We start from the raw sequence: 18,314 nt of genomic DNA on the forward strand, positions 1-18,314 counted from the left end.
CCTTCCGGTCATCGCATGCCTCCGGCGACGGTCTCGGCCAGCGCCGCCCGCAGGGCGAAGCCCTGGGAGCCGCGCCCGGCCTGCGGCCACAGCGCCGGCAGCCGGCTGCCGTGCTCCACCCCGATCACCCGCCAGCCGCTCTGCAGCAGGGCGAGCGCGGCACTGCCGTGCGCCCGCTCCGCCTCGGCCCGTGCCTTCGGCGCCAGGTTCAGCCAGGTGTTGCTGTCGAGCAGGAACGCCACGCAGGTGGCGCCGTTGCCACGCAGCCCGGCCAGCAGCTCCGCCTCGGCGTCGCCGAGCGTGCCGAGCAGCGCGATGATCAGGCCGCCGTCGGCCCGCTGCCGGACCTGCTGCACCAGCGTGGTGATCTCGCCGCGTCGGTCGAGGTGCACCTCGGCGAGGTGATCGAGGAGCACCCCCTCGCCGCCGGCCTCGGTGGCGCCCACGTCGGCGCCGTTGCCGGTGACCAGGCGCAGCTTGTAGCCGGCCTGGCGCAGGTGCACGGCGATGCTGGCGGCGGCCGAGACGGCCCACTCGAAGCTGGCCGTCGGACCCTCGCCGCGATGCCCGGCGGCGCGGGTGTCCAACACCACCGTCGCCCGGCTCTCCCAGGGCTGCTCCTCGCGGCGCACCATCAGCTCGCCGGTGCGCGCGGTCGACTTCCAGTGCACCCGGCGCAGGTCGTCGCCCATCCGGTACTCCCGGGTGGCCGCGTCGTCCTCGCCGTGCACGGCCACCGAGCGGGCCCGGCTGTCGCCGCTGCCGGCGTACTCGCCGGGCAGCCGCACCGCGGGCAGCGGGGTGACCTGGGGGATCACCGTGAGGTGGTCGGTGCTGGGGAACGAGCGGGTCAGCTCGCACAGCCCGAACGGGTCGGTCAGCCGGATCACCAGCGGGCCCACGTCGTAGCGGCCCCGCACGTCGGCCCGGACCGTGTACGCCACGGAGCTGGCCTGGTGCGCGCCGAGCCGTTCCAGCACCACCCGGGGCCGGCTGCCCAGCGCGTAGGGGAGCCGGTCCTCCAGCAGCAGCGTGCCGGTGGGCAGCCGGGACAGGTTCTGCAACCGCAGCACCACCCGGGAGCTGGCGCCCACCGGCACCCGGTGCGGATCGAGCGTGCGGTTGCAGGCCAGCTTGTAGCGGCTGCGGCCGACGTACGCGGCGGCCAGCAGCGGCAGGACGGCGAGCAGGACGGCCACCCGGAGCAGGTCCTTCTCACCGAGGATGGCGGCGGAGAGCGCGGCGGCGACCGCCGCCGCCAGGAAGGAGCGCCCGCGGGTGGTCAGCCCACGCAGCCCGTCGCGCACGTCACGGCCTCCGCGGCTCGTACGGCCCCCGGCCGTTGCCGTTGCCGGTGCCACCGCCGGGCCGGGTGTCGTACGGGGAGCGCTGCCGGTCGTGCGGCAACGGCAGGCGGTGCACCAGCTCGGCGACGATCGCGTCGGTGGTGCGCCGGGCCAGTTGCGCGTCCGCGGTCGGGATGATCCGGTGTGCCAGCACCGGCACCGCGAGGGTTTGGAGGTCGTCCGGCAGGACGTAGTCGCGGCCCTCCAGCGCGGCCACCGCGCGGGCGGTGCGCAGCAGTTGCAGCGTGGCCCGCGGGGACGCGCCGAGTCGCAGGTCGGGCGCCTCCCGGGTGGCGGTCACCAGGGCGATCGCGTACTGCTTGACGGCGTCGGCGACGTGCACCTGGCGGACGTGGCCGATCAGCCGCCGCACGGTGGCCGCGTCGGAGACCGGACGCAGGCCGGACAGCGGGTCGGTGGCGCCGTGTCCGTCCAGCATGGCCAGCTCGGCGTTCGGGTCCGGGTACCCCATCGCGATGCGGGCGGTGAACCGGTCCCGCTGCGCCTCGGGCAGCGGGTAGGTGCCCTCCATCTCGATCGGGTTCTGCGTCGCGATCACCATGAACGGCGTCTGGAGCTGGTAGGTCACCCCGTCGACCGTGACCTGCCGCTCCTCCATGCACTCGAGCAGGGCCGACTGGGTCTTCGGCGAGGCCCGGTTGATCTCGTCGCCGACCACCAGGTTGGCGAAGACCGCGCCGGGGCGGAACTCGAAGTCGTGGGTCTCCTGGTTGTAGACGCTGACGCCGGTGACGTCGCTGGGCAGGAGGTCGGGGGTGAACTGGATGCGGCGGACCGAGCAGTCGATGGAACGGGCCATCGCCTTGGCCAGCTTGGTCTTGCCGACGCCGGGAACGTCCTCGATGAGCAGGTGGCCCTCGGCGAGCAGCACCGCCAGGGCGAGCCGGACGGTGGCCGTCTTGCCCTCGATGACCTGCTCGATGTTGGCCACGACGGCCTCACTGGCGGCACGGAACTCGTCGTGCGGCAGCAGACCGCCCACCTCGTCCCAGGTCTGTTGTGTCACGGGCCTCCTCCTCGTCGCCGGAACGGCAGCTCTGTATAGAGCACCTGGACCCGCCGTTGGGTTCGCGACGCCGAGCCTCGTCTGCCGCACGCATCTCACTGGCCTCTCAGGCTAACCATGTTTGCCGGGAACGCCGACTCCCGCAGGTGGTCGGTCGGTTACGCCCGGAATATTCGCCGGACGGGGGACCGGGGTACACTGCGACCCATGGCCGGAGTCTTCCTGCTTCTTACCGAGCCGTGCTGATGCGCTGAACGCGCGACAGCACGGCCGCCCCTCCTGCGCGAGGGGCTTTTTTGTGCCCCCAGCAGACCTGAGGAGACGCCATGAGTGAGGCAGCCGCACCGGCCACCGACATTCCCCCGTTCCGGTACACCGCCGCCCTGGCCGAGGAGATCGAACACCGCTGGCAGGACACCTGGGAACGGGAGGGCACCTTCCACGCCCCGAATCCGACCGGCCCGCTGGCCGACCCGGGGCACCCCCGAGCCGGCGCCGAGAAGCTGTACGTGCTGGACATGTTCCCGTACCCGTCGGGCGCGGGCCTGCACGTCGGCCACCCGCTGGGCTACATCGGCACCGACTGCTACGCCCGCTACCAGCGGATGGCCGGCCACAACGTGCTGCACGCGATGGGCTTCGACGCGTTCGGCCTGCCGGCCGAGCAGTACGCGGTGCAGACCGGCACCCACCCGCGGACCACCACGGTGGCCAACATCGAGCGGTACAAGGCGCAGCTGCGCCGGCTGGGGCTGGGCCACGACGAGCGGCGCTCGGTCGCCACCATCGACACCGAGTTCTACCGCTGGACGCAGTGGATCTTCCTGCAGGTCTACAACTCCTGGTACGACGCGGACGCGCGCCGGGCCCGCCCGGTGGCCGAGCTGATCGCCGAGTTCGAGGGCGGCACCCGGCCCACCCCGGACGGCCGCCCCTGGGCGGAGCTGACCGTGGCCGAGCGCCGCCGCGTCGTCGACGACCACCGGCTGGCGTACGTCTCGGAGGCGCCGGTGAACTGGTGCCCCGGGCTGGGCACCGTGCTGGCCAACGAGGAGGTCACCGCCGACGGTCGCTCCGAGCGGGGCAACTTCCCGGTCTTCAAGCGCAACCTGAAGCAGTGGATGATGCGGATCACCGCGTACGGCGACCGGCTGCTGGACGACCTGGACACGCTGGACTGGCCCGAGCCGATCAAGCTGATGCAGCGCAACTGGATCGGCCGGTCCACCGGCGCGCACATCGACTTCCCGACCGACGCCGCCGCGGTGCGGGTGTTCACCACCCGGCCGGACACCATCTTCGGCGCCACCTACCTGGTGCTGGCGCCCGAGCACGAGCTGGTCGACGCGCTGGTGCCGGCGGCCTGGCCGGCGGGGACCCGGGACGCCTGGACCGGCGGGCACGCGGGCCCGCGCGAGGCGGTCGAGGCGTACCGCAAGGCCGCCGCCGCCAAGACGGACATGGAGCGGCAGGCCGACACCCGGGAGAAGACCGGCGTCTTCACCGGCGCCTACGCCGACCACCCGGTCACCGGCGCGCCGGTGCCGATCTTCATCGCCGACTACGTGCTGGCCGGCTACGGCACCGGCGCGATCATGGCGGTGCCCGCCGAGGACGAGCGGGACCACGCGTTCGCCGAGGTCTTCGAGCTGCCCGTGGTGCGTACCGTGCAGCCGCCGGAGGGGTTCACCGGCGGGGCGTACACCGGGGACGGGCCGCGGATCAACAGCGCCGCGCCCGCGGCCGGCCTGGACCTGAACGGCCTGGGGCTGGCCGACGCGAAGGCCCGGGCCATCGGCTGGCTGGAGGCCGAGGGGCGCGGCGTCGGCGCGACCACCTGGCGGCTGCGGGACTGGCTGTTCTCCCGGCAGCGCTACTGGGGCGAGCCGTTCCCGATCGTGTACGACGAGACCGGGGCGCCGATCGCGCTGCCGGAGTCGATGCTGCCGGTCGAGCTGCCCGAGGTGGACGACTTCTCGCCGAAGACGTTCGACCCGGAGGATGCCGCCAGCAACCCGGAGACCCCGCTGTCGCGGCGACGCGACTGGGTCGAGGTGGAGCTGGACCTGGGTGACGGGCCGAAGCGGTACACCCGGGAGACCAACGTGATGCCGCAGTGGGCCGGCTCCTGCTGGTACGAGCTGCGCTACGTCGACCCGACCGCCGCCGACCGTTTCGCCGAGCCGGAGAACGAGGCGTACTGGATGGGCCCGCGGCGGCCCGGCGACTGCGGGGGAACCGACCTGTACGTCGGCGGCGCCGAGCACGCCGTGCTGCACCTGCTGTACGCCCGCTTCTGGCACAAGGTGCTGTTCGACCTGGGGCACGTCTCCTCGTTCGAGCCGTACCGCCGGCTGTTCAACCAGGGCTACATCCAGGCGTACGCGTTCACCGATTCGCGCGGCGCGTACGTGCCGGCCGAGGAGGTCGTCGAGGTCGACGGCCGGTGGTTCCACGGCGAGACGGAGGTCCGGCGCGAGTACGGCAAGATGGGCAAGTCGCTGCGGAACGTGGTCACCCCGGACGACATGTGCGCGGCGTACGGCGCCGACACGTTCCGGGTGTACGAGATGTCGATGGGCCCGCTGGAGGTGTCCCGTCCGTGGGAGACCCGGGCGGTGGTCGGCTCGTACCGGTTCCTGCAGCGGGTCTGGCGCACGGTGGTCGACGAGGGGACCGGCGCGTCGCGGGTCACCGACGCGCCCGCCGACGAGGCGACCCGGCGGCTGCTGCACAAGGTGATCGACGGGGTCCGCGTCGACATGGACGCGATCCGGTTCAACACCGCGATCGCCAAGCTGATCGAGCTGACCAACGGCCTGACGAGGCTGGCGGAGACGCCGCGCGAGGTGGCCGAGCCGCTGGTGCTGATGGTCGCCCCGTTCGCCCCGCACATCGCCGAGGAGCTGTGGCGCCGGCTGGGCCACGACACCTCGCTGACGTACGCGGACTTCCCGGTGGCCGATCCGGCCCTGCTGGTGGCCGAGTCGGTGACCTACCCGGTGCAGGTCAACGGCAAGGTCCGCGGCCGGGTCGAGGTGCCGGCCGACGCGCCCGAGGACGTGGTCCGCGCGACCGCGCTGGAGGCGGTCGCCGGCGTGCTGGCCGGCAAGGAGCCACGCAAGGTGATCGTGGTGAAGGGCCGGATGGTCTCGGTCGTCGCCTGAGGCCGGGTCAGGGCTTGCGGGGACGAGCCCGGCCGGCCGGGTCGGTAGCCGCGTCCTGCAAACTTGATGGCGTGGATGAGTCGCTCTTTCGGCGCGGAGGATGCCGAGCCGGATGACTCACCTACGCCATCAAGTTTGCAGGCGACGCGAGGAAACCCCGCGGGGCAGCCCGGGGCAGGGGGCGACCCGGGACCCGGCGGTGCGGCGGACGGCGGGATCGGGGCGGACCGGCGGTCACCTCGCGCGCAACGCGGCCTCGACCGTCGGGCGGTGCCGGCGCAGCCAGTCGTGCCAGCCGCGTACCGTCTCGACCGCCCCGGCGGCGCGCAACCGGCGCATGCCGGGCGCGTCCCGGTCCGCGCCGGCGTCGATGCCGCGCCAGGTGCCGTCGAGCTGGTCGAGCATGACGCCGACCAGCTCGGGCCGGGGGAGCAGCCCACCGGCCCGGCCCTCGTAGGCGTCACAGAGCAGCCGGCAGCGACGGCCCAGCTCGGCCGGGTCGGCGTCGCCGCCGAGCGTGCCCCAGTGCCAGCCGGCGAACGCCACGTCGTCGATGCGCCGACCCGGACCGGTGAGGTCCCAGTCCAGCAGCGTCACCGGCACCGGACCGACCGGTCCGGCCCGGTACACCGTGTTCTTCGGGGACAGGTCCCGGTGGCAGACCGTCTCCGCGCCGCCGGCCAGCCCGGTGCCGGCGCAGGCGTCGTGCAGCGCCCGGACCAGCCCGGCCAGGCCGGTCAGCGCCGCGTCGGCGAAGAAGGCCGGCTCCTCCCGGTCGCGCCACGGGACCACGCCGTCGATGTGGGAGAGCACCTGCCGGCCCTGTTCGTCCACCCCGAGGTACGCGGGCGCGATCCCGGGCGCGGTCGACGCCAGGTGAACCAGCAGCGCGGCGACGAAGTCGGCGTTGGCGGGCCGGGTCCGGCGGACCGTGTCCCCGACCCGGACCACCTCGGCGATGAATCCGCCGGGCAGCGTCTCCCCGGTGCCGGCCACGTCAGCTCGGACCGAGCCGGCGTTGTCGCTCGGCCCGCCACCAGCGATGGATGATCAGCACGCTGGCGATCAGGCCGAGGCTGGCCGGCGCGGCGGCGTACCAGTTGATCGAACCGGGGCTGGTCACCGCCGCGCCGATCGCGGCGTAGCCGATGGCGGTCGGGGCGGAGGCGATCACGCTGCCGGCCAGGAACGGCAGCACCCGGGCCGCGGTGGTGCCGTAGCCGTAGCTGACCAACCCGAAGCCGGCGATCGGCAGCAGCCGGACGGTGATCACCCCGAACACGCTCTGCCGGGCGAACCAGCCGTCCAGCCGGGCCAGTCGGCCGCGGACCCGCTCGGCCACGAAGTCCCGGCCCAGCAGCCGGCCGACCGCGAAGCCGAGCGCCGCCGCGAGCAGCGCCGCGCCGAGCGCGTACGCGGCGCCCTGCACCGGCCCGAAGATCGCGCCCGAGGCCAGCGTGACGAACGTCCGGGGCACCAGCGCGACCAGCAGCAGCGCGCCGCCGACCACGGCCGCGACCGGGGCGTACCCGCCGAGCGAGTCGGCGAGCCGGGGCAGGTCGGCCGCGTCCGGCCGGGGCACCAGCAGGAGTGTGACGCCGAACCCGGCGAGCAGCAGGAGCAGCAGCCCGAACCGGCGCGCCGACGGCTGCCCCAGCAACCCGACGAGGCGGCGGACCGCCGGTCGCCGCCCCGGCCGGGCGGCCCCGGTCATGCCCGGGCGGCGGCGGCCACCGCGGCGCGGCGCTCGGACCGGAGCCGGTCGGCCCAGGTGTCGTCGAGCGGGGGGAGCTGGTGGATGCCGGTCGCCCAGCGCAGCAGCAGGTCGGCCAGGTCCGGGTTGCGGGCCAGCGCCGGGCCGTGCGAATAGGTGCCGAGCAGCTTGCCCCGCCACGCACCCTCGGTGGCACCGTCGTTGCCGACCCCGGCGGTCACCCGGGCCAGCGGCGACACGCCCGGACCGAGATGGGTGCGGCCACCGTGGTTCTCGAAGCCGGTCAGGTGCGGGATGCCCAGCCGCGGGTCGACCTCGCCGGCCAGCTCGCCGACCGCCCGGGTCGGACCCCGGTCGGAGGAGAGGTCGAGCAGCTCCAGCCCCTGGCAGCGGGTGCCCTTGGCGAAGAAGGACGTGCCGAGCAGTTGGTAGCCGGCGCAGACGCCGAACACCACCGAGCCCTGGGCCACCGCCCGGTGCAGGCCGCCGTCGGCGAGCAGGCGCTGGGCGCCCAACGCCTGCGGGCCGTCCTCCCCGCCGCCGATCAGGTAGATGTCGGCGGTGGCGGGCAGCCGCTGGTCGGAGCGGACCTCCAGCACCTCGACCGGCATGCCGCGCAGCTGGGCCCGGCGGGCCAGGATCAGCGCGTTGCCCCGGTCGCCGTAGGTGGACAGCAGGTCGGGATAGACCCAGACGATGCGCAGGCTCTCAGTTGACACGGTCCAGCTCCGCTCGGATGTCCTGGAAGGCGGTGTAGTTGGCGATGACCTCCAGCCGGCCCGGCGGCACCGCGCGGACCGCCTCGTCGAACGTCCGCACGTGCCGGAACGGCACGCCGTTGACGTCGAGGCGCACCGCGAGGTCGTACGCCCGGTCGCCGGTGATCAGCACCTGCCGGCCGGCCAGCGGGGAGAAGTCGACGTCGAACAGCCACGACGTGTCCAGCCCGTCGGGGTCGCGCGCGTTGATGGAGAGCAGGGTCGGCGCGACGTCGGCCATGTCGAACGCCTCCAGCCAGCTCGCCGGGTTCTTGGCCAGCAGCAGCCGGATGTTGCGCCCGTCCCGGTCGACCTGGGCGTAGCGACCGGCCACCGAGGTGACCGAGCCGAGCCGGGAGACCGCGTCCACCGGGCGGACGCCGAACTCGGCGGCGACCGCCAGCGCGGTGGCCGCGTTGCCGAGGTTGACCTTGCCGGGGAGCTGGAGCTGGATCTTGTGCCAGGCGCCGGTGGGGTCGAGCACACCGTCGTCCTCCACCGTCCACTGCGGCTCGGGGCGGCGCAGCGGGCAACCGGTGCACCACCACTGCCCGCCGGAGCGCTGGATGGTGGAGCCGCACTCGGGGCAGACCCACGAGTCGTCGTGCCAGCGCTGGCCGGCGCTGAACCAGGTGACGTGCGGCGGCACGTGACCCTGGGCCGGGTCGGCCGGCGGGGTGGCGGCCCAGACCACCATCGGGTCGTCGGCGTTGGCCACCACCCGCACGTCGGGGTGCCGGACCAGGGCGGCGCGCCAGAGCTGCGCCATCATGGCGACCTCCTTGGCGCGGTCGAGCTGGTCGCGGGAGAGGTTGAGCAGCGCCACCACGTGCGGCTCGGTCGCCTCCAGCACCTGGGCCAGGTAGTGCTCGTCCACCTCCAGCACCGCGTACGGCGTGCTGCCGGCCTTGGCCAGCGCCGAGGTGTGCCCGGTCGGCATGTTGGCGCCGAAGGCGTTGGAGGCGACCCGGCCGAGCACGCCGACCGCGGCGGTGGTGAGCCGGGTGGTGGTGGTCTTGCCGTTGGTGCCGGACACCAGTGCGATGGCCCGCCCGGCCGAGAGGTGGGCGAGCAGGTCCGGGTCGATCTTGAGGCCGATCCAGCCGCCGATCACCGAGCCGTCGCCACGGCCCGCGGCCCGCGACAGCGCCGCGGCGGTGCGCGACACGGAGCTGGCCACCTTTGCCCGCAAGGGCATCTTCGCGTCCGTCACCCGAGCGAGGTTACCGGACCATGCTTCCCGCCAGATCGCCGCCGACGGCGAACCGTTCGGCCGAGGACGGTCCGGCGGACGGCCGGAGCGCGTTCGGCCGGACGGGGGCGGTCCGATGTCGGGTAACGGACCCCCGCCGGGGGCGGCCACCCCCTCCACTCGGCCCCACCCGCGTTGACGTGCGGTTTTGCGCGCGGAAACGCCGCGCCGACCAGGCGATTCTGGTTGCAGGTGGAGGGAAGTGGAGTAGAGTGGGGCGCGATGGTGAGGCCGGGAGGGCCACACCGGCCCGGGGGGTCAGCGGCGCCGCGAACGCCGCTCAGGGCGAGGGGGTTGGGCCGATGTTCCTCGGCACCCACACCCCGCGCCTGGACGACAAAGGCCGGTTGATCCTGCCGGCCAAGTTCCGGGACGAGCTGGCGGGGGGTGTCGTGATCACCAAAGGGCAGGAGCGCTGCCTCTACGTCTTCCCGATGCCCGAGTTCGAGCGGATCGCCGGCCAGTTGCGCGCCCAGCCGATGACCAGCAAGGCGGCCCGGGCCTACAGCCGGGTCTTCTTCGCCAGCGCGCACGACGAGGTGCCGGACAAGCAGGGTCGGGTCACGATTCCCGGGCACCTGCGGTCGTACGCGGCCCTCGACCGGGAGCTGGTCGTGATCGGGGCGAGCACCCGGGTGGAGATCTGGGACAGGGCGGCCTGGGAGGCCTACCTCGCGGAGAGCGAAGACGACTTCGCCGACATCGAGGAGGGGGTGCTGCCCGGCGGTCTGTAGGGCGTGACGGCGCCCGACGTACTGCGAGATCTCCAGCCGCTTTCGAGTTCCTGGCACCCCTTCCCCGGTGCCAGGCGCACGATCCGAGACGGAGGGCCGCGGCCTCCGGCGGGCGGGAGCGGATGGGGATCTGGCGGTATGGCGAGGCGTCGTGGCGACGACGGACACGTGCACACAGACGGTTTTCGAACGGTGGGGGTCGACATGGGGGAGCTTCGCGGCACGCACGTGCCGGTGCTGCTCGAGCGGTGTCTCGAGCTGCTGGCCCCCGCGCTGGACCGCCCCGGCCGGACCGTCCACGTCGACGCCACGCTCGGCCTGGCCGGGCACGCCGAGGCGGTGCTCACGGCACACCCGGACACGGTCCTGATCGGCCTGGACCGGGACACCGAGGCGCTCGCCCACGCGCGGGTCCGTCTGGCCCGGTTCGCCGACCGGATCCACCTGGAGCACGCCGTCTACGACGAGCTGCCCGAGGTGCTCGACCGGCTCGGCTACCCGGCGATCGACAGCGCGCTGTTCGATCTCGGCGTCTCGTCCCTGCAACTCGACGCGCCCGACCGCGGGTTCGCGTACGCGCAGGACGCGCCGCTGGACATGCGGATGGACCAGACCCGGGGGGTGACCGCCGAGGAGGTGGTCAACACCTACTCCCACCCGGACCTGGCCCGGCTGCTGCGGGTGTACGGCGAGGAGAAGTTCGCCGGGAAGGTCGCCTCGGCGATCATCCGGGAGCGGGAGCGGTCCCGGATCACGTCGTCGGCGCGGTTGGCCGAGCTGGTGCGGGACGCGATTCCCGCGCCGGCTCGGCGAACCGGCGGACACCCGGCAAAGAGAACGTTTCAGGCTTTACGGATCGAGGTAAACAGAGAGCTGGCGGCGCTGGAGACGGCGCTGCCGGCCGCTCTGGACAAGCTCACCGTGGGCGGCCGCCTGGTGGTCCTGTCCTACCACTCGCTGGAGGACCGGCTCACCAAGCAGGCGCTCGCCGACCGGGTCCGCAGCAAGGGCCCGGTCGACCTCCCGGTCGAACTACCCGGGTCGGGTCCGACGTTCCGGCTGCTGAGCCGGGGCGCGGAGCTGCCCGGGGAGGCCGAGGTGGCCGCGAACTCGCGGGCCGCCTCGGTGCGGCTGCGGGCCGCGGAACGGCTCGACCCGGAGGCGACCAGGCAGGGGCGTACCGACCGCGAACGGTACCGCCGCCGGGTGAAGGCGATGCACCAACCGGGGAACGGGACGGACGAGGAGGGGGAGGGGACATGAACGTCGAGAAGCGCGACGGCCGGGGGGCCGTCGGGCAGCGCGCACCGCGGTCGGGGGGCCGGACCACGGCGCGCACCATGCGAGACACCACGACGACCGCGGCCGACCGTCGGGAGGGGACCCGCGCCCGGGGGGCGCGCGAGTACCCGACCGAGGGCAGCGCCGCGCTGCGGCCGGCCGAGCGCACCCGGGTCGCCACGCCGGCGGCGCCGCGGCTGCGGGTCGCCCCGCCGCCGCCGATCCGGGTGCCGCGGGCGCCCTTCGTCGGGCTGATCCTGGTGCTCGTGGTCGGCGGGGTGCTCGGCATCCTGGCGGTCAACACCAAGATCAACGAGAACGCCTTCCGGCTGGAGAAGCTCCAGCAGCAGCAGGCCAAGCTCGACGTGGACGAGCAGGAGCTGAAGAAGGAGATCGCCGAGCAGAAGGCGCCGGGCAACCTCACCGCCAACGCCCGCAAGCTGGGCCTGGTCGAGTCGGCGGACCCGGCCTACATCCGGCTGCCGGACGGGCGGACGATCGGTGTGCCGCACCCCGCCGAGGGTGCGCCCACCGGCGTCGGCCAGCAGGGCAACGGAGGCTGAGCGGTGCCGCCGAGATCGGACGAACCGCGCCGGGACCCCACGGGCTCCCGGCGCGGCTCGTCGCGTGGGGCCGAGCCGCGTGAGCCGGGCGTCGGCGGGATCTCCGACGCGCGGGCGTACACCCCGCGCGGCCGGACCATCCGCGAGGGCGGCGCGGAACAGCGGCGTACCCCCCGCAGCACCCGGTCCGGTGACCCGTTCCGGCCGGCGTTGCAGGTGCTCGACGGCGGCCGGGCCGGGCGGGCCGGCCGCCGGGAGCCGGCCGCCTCCGGCGAGGGCGCCCGCGCCGGTCGCCGGGCGACGGCGGCCGGTGGGCGCGCCGGCGTGGTGCGGACCGTCTCGGCCCGCCCGGTCGGGGAGCCGTTCGACGACGAGGAGGACGCGCCGCCGCGCCGCCGGCCCGGCCCGCGTCGGCCGGCGGCCCGCCGACCGGTCCGCAAGCCACGTCGCCCGCCCCGGCTGGGCGACCCGCGCCGGCGGCTGCGGCTCGCCACCGTGCTGGCGCTGACGCTGTTCGCCAGCATCGGCGTGCGGCTGGTCTACCTCCAGACCGTGGACACCCCGGCGTACGCCGACGGCGGCCTGCCCAAGCGGCTCGCCGTGGTCGAGCTGCCGGCCCCGCGCGGCGCCATCCTCGACCGCACCGGCGAGCCGCTGGCACACAGCGTGGAGGCCCGGTACGTCTTCGCCGACCCGACCCGGGTCAAGGACCGGTTCGCCACCGCGCGGGCGTTGTCCCCGCTGCTCGGCGTGCCGGCCTCCGACCTGGCCGACAGGATGAAGCCGAGCAAGCTGCCCGGCACCGACACCGACCTCCAGTTCGTCTACCTGGCCCGGGGCGTCGAGATCGGCACCGCGAAGCAGATCATGGCGCTCGACCTGGCCGGCATCGACGTGCACCGCGACGAGCGGCGCGAGGTGCCCGGCGGCGACCTGGCCGCCAACCTGCTCGGCTTCGTCAGCCAGGACATGAACGGCCTGGAGGGCCTGGAGGCCAAGTACGACGACCTGCTGCGCGGCCAGGCCGGCAAGCGGACGTACGAGGTGGGCCAGGGCGACCTGGCCGCGCCCATCCCGGGCGGCTACAGCAGCACCACCCAGCCGAGGCCGGGCAGCTCGTTGCAGCTCACCCTGGACCGGGACCTCCAGTTCATGACGCAGCGGATCCTGGCCAAGCAGGTCGCCCAGGTGAAGGGCAGCGTCGCCGCCGCCGTGATCATGGACGTCCCGACCGGTGAGGTGCTGGCCCAGGCCAGCCAGCCCACCTACGACGCGGCCGACCCCACGAAGGTCAACTCGCCGGCCGACCGGGACGACGCGGCCACCAGCTTCGTGGTGGACCCGGGCTCGATCCACAAGGCGATCACCTACGGCGCCGCGCTCCAGGAGGGCGTGATCACGCCGAACACCACGTTCCCGGTGGCGAACACGATCGTCCGGGGCGGGGTCCCGTTCCGCGACACCCACCCGGCGAACGGGCGCACCATGAGCATCCCCGGCATGCTCGCGTTCTCGTCCAACGTGGGCACCATCGAGATCGCCGAGAAGCTCGGCAGGGACCGGCTGATCGACTACCAGAAGCGGTTCGGGCTGGGCCAGCCGACCGGTGAGGGCCTGCCGGGCGAGGCGCCGGGCCGGATCCTCCCGGCCGACCAGTGGAGCGGGTCGGCCTACGGGTCGGTGCCGATCGGGCACAGCGTGGACGCCACGCCGTTGCAGATGGCCGCCGCGTACAACGCGGTCGCCAACAACGGGACGTACGTGCAGCCGCACCTGATCAAGGAGACCATCGGGCCGGACGGCACGCGGACGCCGGGCGCCGCCCCGGCGTCCCGCTCGGTGCTCAGCCCGGCCAACGCCGCCGCGCTGCGCCGGATGCTGGAGGCGGTCACCACTGTCGACGGCCCGGACGGGCGGGCCACCGGCCTGGCCGCCGCCGTGCCGGGCTACCGGGTGGCCGGCAAGACCGGCACCGGCCTGCGCTACGACAACGGCAAGCAGCAGCCCGGCGAGGTCGGCTCGTTCATCGGGATGGCCCCGGCGGAGAAGCCGCGCTACGTGGTGGCGGTCTTCGTCTGGAGCCCCGACGGCGGGGGCGGCGCGGTCGCCGCGCCGGCGTTCCGGGAGATGATGGGCTTCACGCTCCGGCACTACCGGGTGCCGCCGTCGCTGACCGACAAGTCGCCGAAGTTCGAGGTCTTTCCGCGCTGAGCGGGCCGGGCGCGACATCATCGGTGGGTGGCGACGAACCACCGGGGCGGCTGTGCGGTCGGAACCGGACGACCGGGTAGGGTCTGACGCCGTGCCCGGCAATCCACGTCCCGCCACCGTGCTCCCCGTCCGGCTCGGCGACCTCGCCGACCTGCTGGCCGTGGTCCCGCCTCCGGGGGCCGCCGAGTTGGCCGTCACCGGGGTGACCCACGCCAGCCACGAGGTCCGCCCCGGTGACCTGTACGCCGCCCTGCCCGGCTCCCGCCGGCACGGCGCGGAGTTCACCGCCGCCGCGGCCGCCGCCGGCGCGGTGGCCGTGCTGACCGATCCGGCCGGCGTGCCGCTGGCCGCCGACGCCGGCCTGCCCGTGCTGGTCGTCGACGACGCCCGCGGGGTGCTCGGCACGGTCGCCGCCACCATCTACGGCGACCCGACCGCCGGGCTGACCGTGATCGGCGTGACCGGCACCGCCGGCAAGACCTCCACCAGCTACCTGATCGAGTCCGGGCTGCGCGCCGCCGGGCACGTCACCGGCCTGATCGGCACCGTGGAGACCCGCCTCGGCGATCTGGTGGTGGACAGCGTCCGGACCACCCCGGAGGCCACCGACCTGCACGCCATGCTCGCCGTGGCGCGGGAGCGCGGCGTGGACGCCGTGGTGATGGAGGTGTCCAGCCACGCGCTCGTGATGGGCCGGGTCGGCGGCGTCCGGTTCGACGTCGGCGGCTACACCAACTTCGGCTCCGACCACCTCGACTTCCACGCCGACGAGGCGGACTACTTCGCCGCCAAGGCCCGGCTCTTCGACGGGCGCTGCCGGGTCGAGGTGCTCAACCACGACGACCCGGCGCTGCGCCCGCTCCACAAGCCCGGCACGGTGACCTACTCGGCGGCCGGCGACCGGGGCGCGACCTGGTGGGCCGACCAGGTCTCCGGCGAGGGGTACGCGCAACACTTCACGCTGCACGGCCCGGACGCGGTGGCGCTGCCCACCGGCGTGGCGCTGCCCGGCCGGCACAACGTGGCCAACGCGCTGCTGGCCGTCGCCACGCTGGTCGCGGCCGGCGTCGACCCGGACACCGCGGCGCGCGGCGTGGCCGCCTGCGGCGGCGTGCCCGGCCGGCTGGAACTGGTCAGCGGCGACGCCCCGGTGCGCGGCGTGGTCGACTACGCGCACAAGGCGAACGCGATCGAGGCGGTGCTGACGGCGCTGCGCGGGCTCACCGGTGGGCGACTGGTCTGCGTGCTCGGCGCCGGCGGCGACCGGGACCGGGGCAAGCGGCCGGTGATGGGCGAGGTGGCCGCCCGGGGCGCCGACGTGGTGCTGGTGACCGACGACAACCCGCGGACCGAGGACCCGGCCACCATCCGGGCCGAGGTGCTGGCCGGCGCGTACGCGGCGGCCGCCCCGGCCCGCGTCATCGAGGTGCCCGGCCGGCGGGCGGCGATCGAGGAGGCGGTCCGGGTGGCCGAACCGGGTGACGTGGTGGCGGTGCTGGGCAAGGGGCAGGAGCGCGGCCAGGAGATCGGCGGCGAGGTGCTGCCGTTCGACGACCGGGTGGAGCTGGCGGCGGCGCTGCGGGCCCGCTTCGGGGACCTGGTGGGTGGCCGATGATCCCGCTGACGCTGGCCGAGGTGGCCGCCGCGGTCGGTGGCCGGCTGGCCGGGGCCGCCCCGGACGCCCGGGTCACCGGCATGGTGGAGTTCGACTCCCGCAAGGTGACCGCCGGTGGGCTCTTCGTGGCGTTCCCCGGCGAGCGGGTGGACGGCCACGACTACGCGGCCGGGGCGGTGGACGCCGGCGCGGTCGCCGTGCTCGGCTCCCGCGAGCTGCCGGGTGTGCCGATGGTGCTTGTCGACGACGCGCTCGACGCGCTGGGCCGGCTGGCCCGCGTGGTGGTCGACCGGCTGCCCGGACTGACCGTGATCGGGTTGACCGGCTCGTCCGGGAAGACCACCACCAAGGACCTGATCGCCCAGCTCGCGGTCCGGCTCGGCCCGACCGTGGCGCCGCCCGGCTCGTTCAACAACGAGCTGGGTCACCCGTACACGGCGTTGCAGGCCACCCCGGAGACCCGCTACCTGGTGATGGAGAAGGGCGCCCGGGGCGTCGGGCACGTCCGCTACCTGTGCGACGTGGTGCCGCCGCGGATCTCGGTGGTGCTCAACGTCGGGGTGGCGCACCTGGGTGAGTTCGGCTCGGTCGACGCCATCGCGCTGGCCAAGGGGGAGCTGGTCGAGGCGCTGCCCGCGGACGGGCTGGCGGTGCTGAACGCCGACGACCCGCGGGTCGACGCGATGGCGGCCCGGACCGCGGCCCGGGTGGTCCGGTACGGCGAGTCGGCGCACGCCGACGTGCGCGCGGTGGACGTGACGCTGGACGGGCGGGGCCGGCCGTCGTACACCCTCGTTACCCCGGAGGGCAGCGCGTCGGTGCGGCTCGGGCTGACCGGCCGGCACCAGGTGTCGAACTCGCTGGCCGCCGCGGCGGTCGCCCGCGAGCTGGGCCTGCCGCTGACCGAGCTGGCGGCGGCGCTGGGCGAGCTGGGCCTGGTCTCCACGCGCCGGATGGACGTGTTCGAACGCCCCGACGGCGTGGTCGTGATCGACGACTCGTACAACGCCAACCCGGCCTCCACCGGCGTGGCGCTGCGGGCGTTGGCCAGCATGCGCGGCGAGGGGCGTACGGTCGCGGTGCTCGGCTACATGGCCGAGCTGGGCGACTTCGAACGGGAGGGACACCAGCAGGTCGGCCGGCTCGCGGCCGAGCTGGGAATCGACCGGCTGCTCGTGGTGGGCGAGCCGGCGGCGCCGATCCACGAGGGCGCGACAGCGGTAGGCAACTGGGGAGGAGAGTCGGTGCTGCTCACCGATCAGGCGGCGGCCGTCGAGGTGCTGCGGAGCGAGCTGCGTCCGTCGGACGTGGTGCTGGTGAAGGGCTCCCGGTACCGGACCTGGGACGTGGCCGACGCGCTGCGCGCGGACCCCCGGGAGACGGCGACGGAGGGCGGCGCCGCATGAGGGCGGTCATCGTCGCCATCGGCGTCGCGTTCCTGATCTCGCTGTTCTGCACCCCGATCGCGATCAAGGTGTTCGCCCGGCTGAAGGCCGGCCAGCCGATCCGGTCGAACCTCGGGCTGGCCAGCAACGAGGGCAAGAAGGGCACGCCGACGATGGGCGGCGTGGTCTTCATCCTGGCCACCGTCATCGCGTACGTCGCCGGGCACCTGGCCCTGACCACGCTGCCGGACGCGCAGATCGCGCAGGTCGAGCCGACCATCACGGCGCTGGTGCTGCTGGGGCTGATGGTGTTCTCCGGCGCGGTCGGCTTCATCGACGACTTCCTGAAGGTCCGCAAGCGGCACAGCGGCGGCCTGAACAAGCGCGGCAAGCTGGCCGGGCAGATCCTGGTCGGCGCGGTCTTCGGCGTGGTGGCGCTCTACTTCCCGTCGAGCATGACCGACGTCAGCGGCAACGCGACCAACACCGCGACGGTGGGCAGCACCACGCTGAGCTTCATCCGGGACATCCCGGCGCTGGAGATCGGCAAGATCGGTGCGGTCATCGTGATCATCATGGTGGTGATGGCGGCGACCAACGGCGTCAACCTCACCGACGGCCTGGACGGCCTGGCCACCGGCGCCTCGGTGATGGTGCTCGCCGCGTACGCGCTGATCGCGTTCTGGCAGTACCGGCACTGGTGCGCGGACCCGAACTACACCGAGGCGTACTGCTACACGGTGCGTGACCCGCTGGAGATCGCGCTGATCGCCGGCGCGGCGGCCGGCGCCTGCGTCGGCTTCCTCTGGTGGAACACCTCGCCGGCCCGGATCTTCATGGGCGACACCGGCGCGCTGGGGCTGGGCGGCCTGATCGCCGGCATGGCGATGTCCACCCGGACGATCCTGCTGCTGCCGATCCTGGGCGGTCTGTTCGTGATCATCACGATGTCCGTGGTCATCCAGATCATCTCGTTCCGGACCACCGGCAAGCGGGTGTTCCGGATGTCGCCGCTCCAGCACCACTTCGAGCTGGCCGGCTGGAGCGAGGTCAACATCGTGGTCCGGTTCTGGATCATCGCCGGCATCGGTGTGGCCATCGCGCTGGGCCTGTTCTACAGCGAGTTCCTCGCCGCGGTGAGCTAGGTGTGAAGGAGGGGCCCCCTTTTAACAGACGTCTGTTAAAAGGGGGCCCCGCCATAGGCTCCGCCACCCCCACCCGGGGGGTGCGCCACGGGGGGGGGGGGCGCGCCGCCCTGCTT

General features: G+C 74.1%; 14 protein-coding genes. 8 read left to right on the top strand and 6 right to left on the bottom strand.

The features are described 5' to 3' along the window. Positions 1 to 8: 8 nt before the first annotated feature. Together ACLQ2W_RS20195 and ACLQ2W_RS20200 are read right to left on the bottom strand one after the other, a co-directional pair. Positions 9 to 1,307 carry a DUF58 domain-containing protein gene (locus tag ACLQ2W_RS20195; RefSeq protein WP_425787751.1) on the bottom strand — a complete coding sequence of 433 codons (1,299 nt, stop codon included), beginning with the start codon at positions 1,305 to 1,307 and terminating at the stop codon, positions 9 to 11. Between the two features lies 1 nt (position 1,308). After that, complete coding sequence (locus ACLQ2W_RS20200; protein ID WP_425787752.1) at positions 1,309 to 2,373, bottom strand: AAA family ATPase; 1,065 nt, start codon at positions 2,371 to 2,373, stop codon at positions 1,309 to 1,311. Between the two features lie 326 nt (positions 2,374 to 2,699). Here ACLQ2W_RS20200 and leuS point away from each other — a divergent pair, with 326 nt between their 5' ends. Further along, on the top strand, positions 2,700 to 5,540 hold the full coding sequence (leuS, locus tag ACLQ2W_RS20205; protein ID WP_425787753.1) for a leucine--tRNA ligase: 2,841 nt from the start codon (positions 2,700 to 2,702) through the stop codon (positions 5,538 to 5,540). 234 nt (positions 5,541 to 5,774) lie between these two features. Here leuS and ACLQ2W_RS20210 read toward each other — a convergent pair whose 3' ends face one another. From ACLQ2W_RS20210 to ACLQ2W_RS20225, 4 genes are read right to left on the bottom strand one after another with little or no spacing between them, the layout of a single operon-like run. Continuing rightward, positions 5,775 to 6,536 (bottom strand): phosphotransferase, encoded by a 762-nt coding sequence (locus tag ACLQ2W_RS20210; RefSeq protein WP_425787754.1) that lies wholly within the window; start codon positions 6,534 to 6,536, stop codon positions 5,775 to 5,777. Position 6,537: 1 nt separating this feature from the next. Beyond that, positions 6,538 to 7,254 carry a TVP38/TMEM64 family protein gene (locus ACLQ2W_RS20215; RefSeq protein WP_281936602.1) on the bottom strand — a complete coding sequence of 239 codons (717 nt, stop codon included), beginning with the start codon at positions 7,252 to 7,254 and terminating at the stop codon, positions 6,538 to 6,540. Continuing rightward, positions 7,251 to 7,973 carry a type 1 glutamine amidotransferase gene (locus ACLQ2W_RS20220; RefSeq protein WP_396859432.1) on the bottom strand — a complete coding sequence of 241 codons (723 nt, stop codon included), beginning with the start codon at positions 7,971 to 7,973 and terminating at the stop codon, positions 7,251 to 7,253. The genes ACLQ2W_RS20215 and ACLQ2W_RS20220 overlap by 4 nt, the downstream gene beginning before the upstream one ends. Further along, positions 7,963 to 9,210 carry a MurT ligase domain-containing protein gene (locus tag ACLQ2W_RS20225; RefSeq protein ID WP_343447696.1) on the bottom strand — a complete coding sequence of 416 codons (1,248 nt, stop codon included), beginning with the start codon at positions 9,208 to 9,210 and terminating at the stop codon, positions 7,963 to 7,965. The genes ACLQ2W_RS20220 and ACLQ2W_RS20225 overlap by 11 nt, the downstream gene beginning before the upstream one ends. Positions 9,211 to 9,566: 356 nt before the next feature. On the opposite strand from ACLQ2W_RS20225, the gene mraZ reads away from it, so the two are divergent. From mraZ to mraY, 7 genes are all read left to right on the top strand, one after another. Continuing rightward, on the top strand, positions 9,567 to 9,998 hold the full coding sequence (mraZ, locus tag ACLQ2W_RS20230) for a division/cell wall cluster transcriptional repressor MraZ (protein WP_281936599.1): 432 nt from the start codon (positions 9,567 to 9,569) through the stop codon (positions 9,996 to 9,998). Positions 9,999 to 10,202: 204 nt separating this feature from the next. Then, complete coding sequence (rsmH, locus tag ACLQ2W_RS20235) at positions 10,203 to 11,261, top strand: 16S rRNA (cytosine(1402)-N(4))-methyltransferase RsmH (RefSeq protein ID WP_107162627.1); 1,059 nt, start codon at positions 10,203 to 10,205, stop codon at positions 11,259 to 11,261. Next, on the top strand, positions 11,258 to 11,842 hold the full coding sequence (locus ACLQ2W_RS20240) for a hypothetical protein (protein WP_425787755.1): 585 nt from the start codon (positions 11,258 to 11,260) through the stop codon (positions 11,840 to 11,842). The genes rsmH and ACLQ2W_RS20240 overlap by 4 nt, the downstream gene beginning before the upstream one ends. Positions 11,843 to 11,845: 3 nt before the next feature. Then, positions 11,846 to 14,053, top strand: coding sequence for a peptidoglycan D,D-transpeptidase FtsI family protein (locus ACLQ2W_RS20245; protein WP_425787756.1), 2,208 nt, complete (start codon positions 11,846 to 11,848; stop codon positions 14,051 to 14,053). A gap of 52 nt (positions 14,054 to 14,105) precedes the next feature. Further along, positions 14,106 to 15,668, top strand: a complete 1,563-nt coding sequence (locus ACLQ2W_RS20250; protein WP_425787757.1) for a UDP-N-acetylmuramoyl-L-alanyl-D-glutamate--2,6-diaminopimelate ligase — start codon at positions 14,106 to 14,108, stop codon at positions 15,666 to 15,668. After that, positions 15,665 to 17,074: a UDP-N-acetylmuramoyl-tripeptide--D-alanyl-D-alanine ligase gene (locus ACLQ2W_RS20255; protein WP_425787758.1), complete on the top strand. Its 1,410-nt coding sequence runs from the start codon at positions 15,665 to 15,667 to the stop codon at positions 17,072 to 17,074. The genes ACLQ2W_RS20250 and ACLQ2W_RS20255 overlap by 4 nt, the downstream gene beginning before the upstream one ends. Further along, positions 17,071 to 18,198 carry a phospho-N-acetylmuramoyl-pentapeptide-transferase gene (gene mraY, locus ACLQ2W_RS20260; RefSeq protein WP_343445943.1) on the top strand — a complete coding sequence of 376 codons (1,128 nt, stop codon included), beginning with the start codon at positions 17,071 to 17,073 and terminating at the stop codon, positions 18,196 to 18,198. The genes ACLQ2W_RS20255 and mraY overlap by 4 nt, the downstream gene beginning before the upstream one ends. Positions 18,199 to 18,314: the final 116 nt, after the last annotated feature.

The organism is Micromonospora sp. DT227, from assembly GCF_049841835.1.
Classification (GTDB): domain Bacteria; phylum Actinomycetota; class Actinomycetes; order Mycobacteriales; family Micromonosporaceae; genus Micromonospora.

Bases quoted from the DNA above. Each gene is read 5' to 3' on its own strand.
- leuS (WP_425787753.1), top strand. From the start codon at position 2,700: ATGAGTGAGGCAGCCGCACCGGCCACCGACATTCCCCCGTTCCGGTAC.
- ACLQ2W_RS20215 (WP_281936602.1), bottom strand. From the start codon at position 7,254: ATGACCGGGGCCGCCCGGCCGGGGCGGCGACCGGCGGTCCGCCGCCTC.
- ACLQ2W_RS20225 (WP_343447696.1), bottom strand. From the start codon at position 9,210: ATGCCCTTGCGGGCAAAGGTGGCCAGCTCCGTGTCGCGCACCGCCGCG.
- mraZ (WP_281936599.1), top strand. From the start codon at position 9,567: ATGTTCCTCGGCACCCACACCCCGCGCCTGGACGACAAAGGCCGGTTG.
- rsmH (WP_107162627.1), top strand. From the start codon at position 10,203: ATGGGGGAGCTTCGCGGCACGCACGTGCCGGTGCTGCTCGAGCGGTGT.
- ACLQ2W_RS20240 (WP_425787755.1), top strand. From the start codon at position 11,258: ATGAACGTCGAGAAGCGCGACGGCCGGGGGGCCGTCGGGCAGCGCGCA.
- ACLQ2W_RS20255 (WP_425787758.1), top strand. From the start codon at position 15,665: ATGATCCCGCTGACGCTGGCCGAGGTGGCCGCCGCGGTCGGTGGCCGG.
- mraY (WP_343445943.1), top strand. From the start codon at position 17,071: ATGAGGGCGGTCATCGTCGCCATCGGCGTCGCGTTCCTGATCTCGCTG.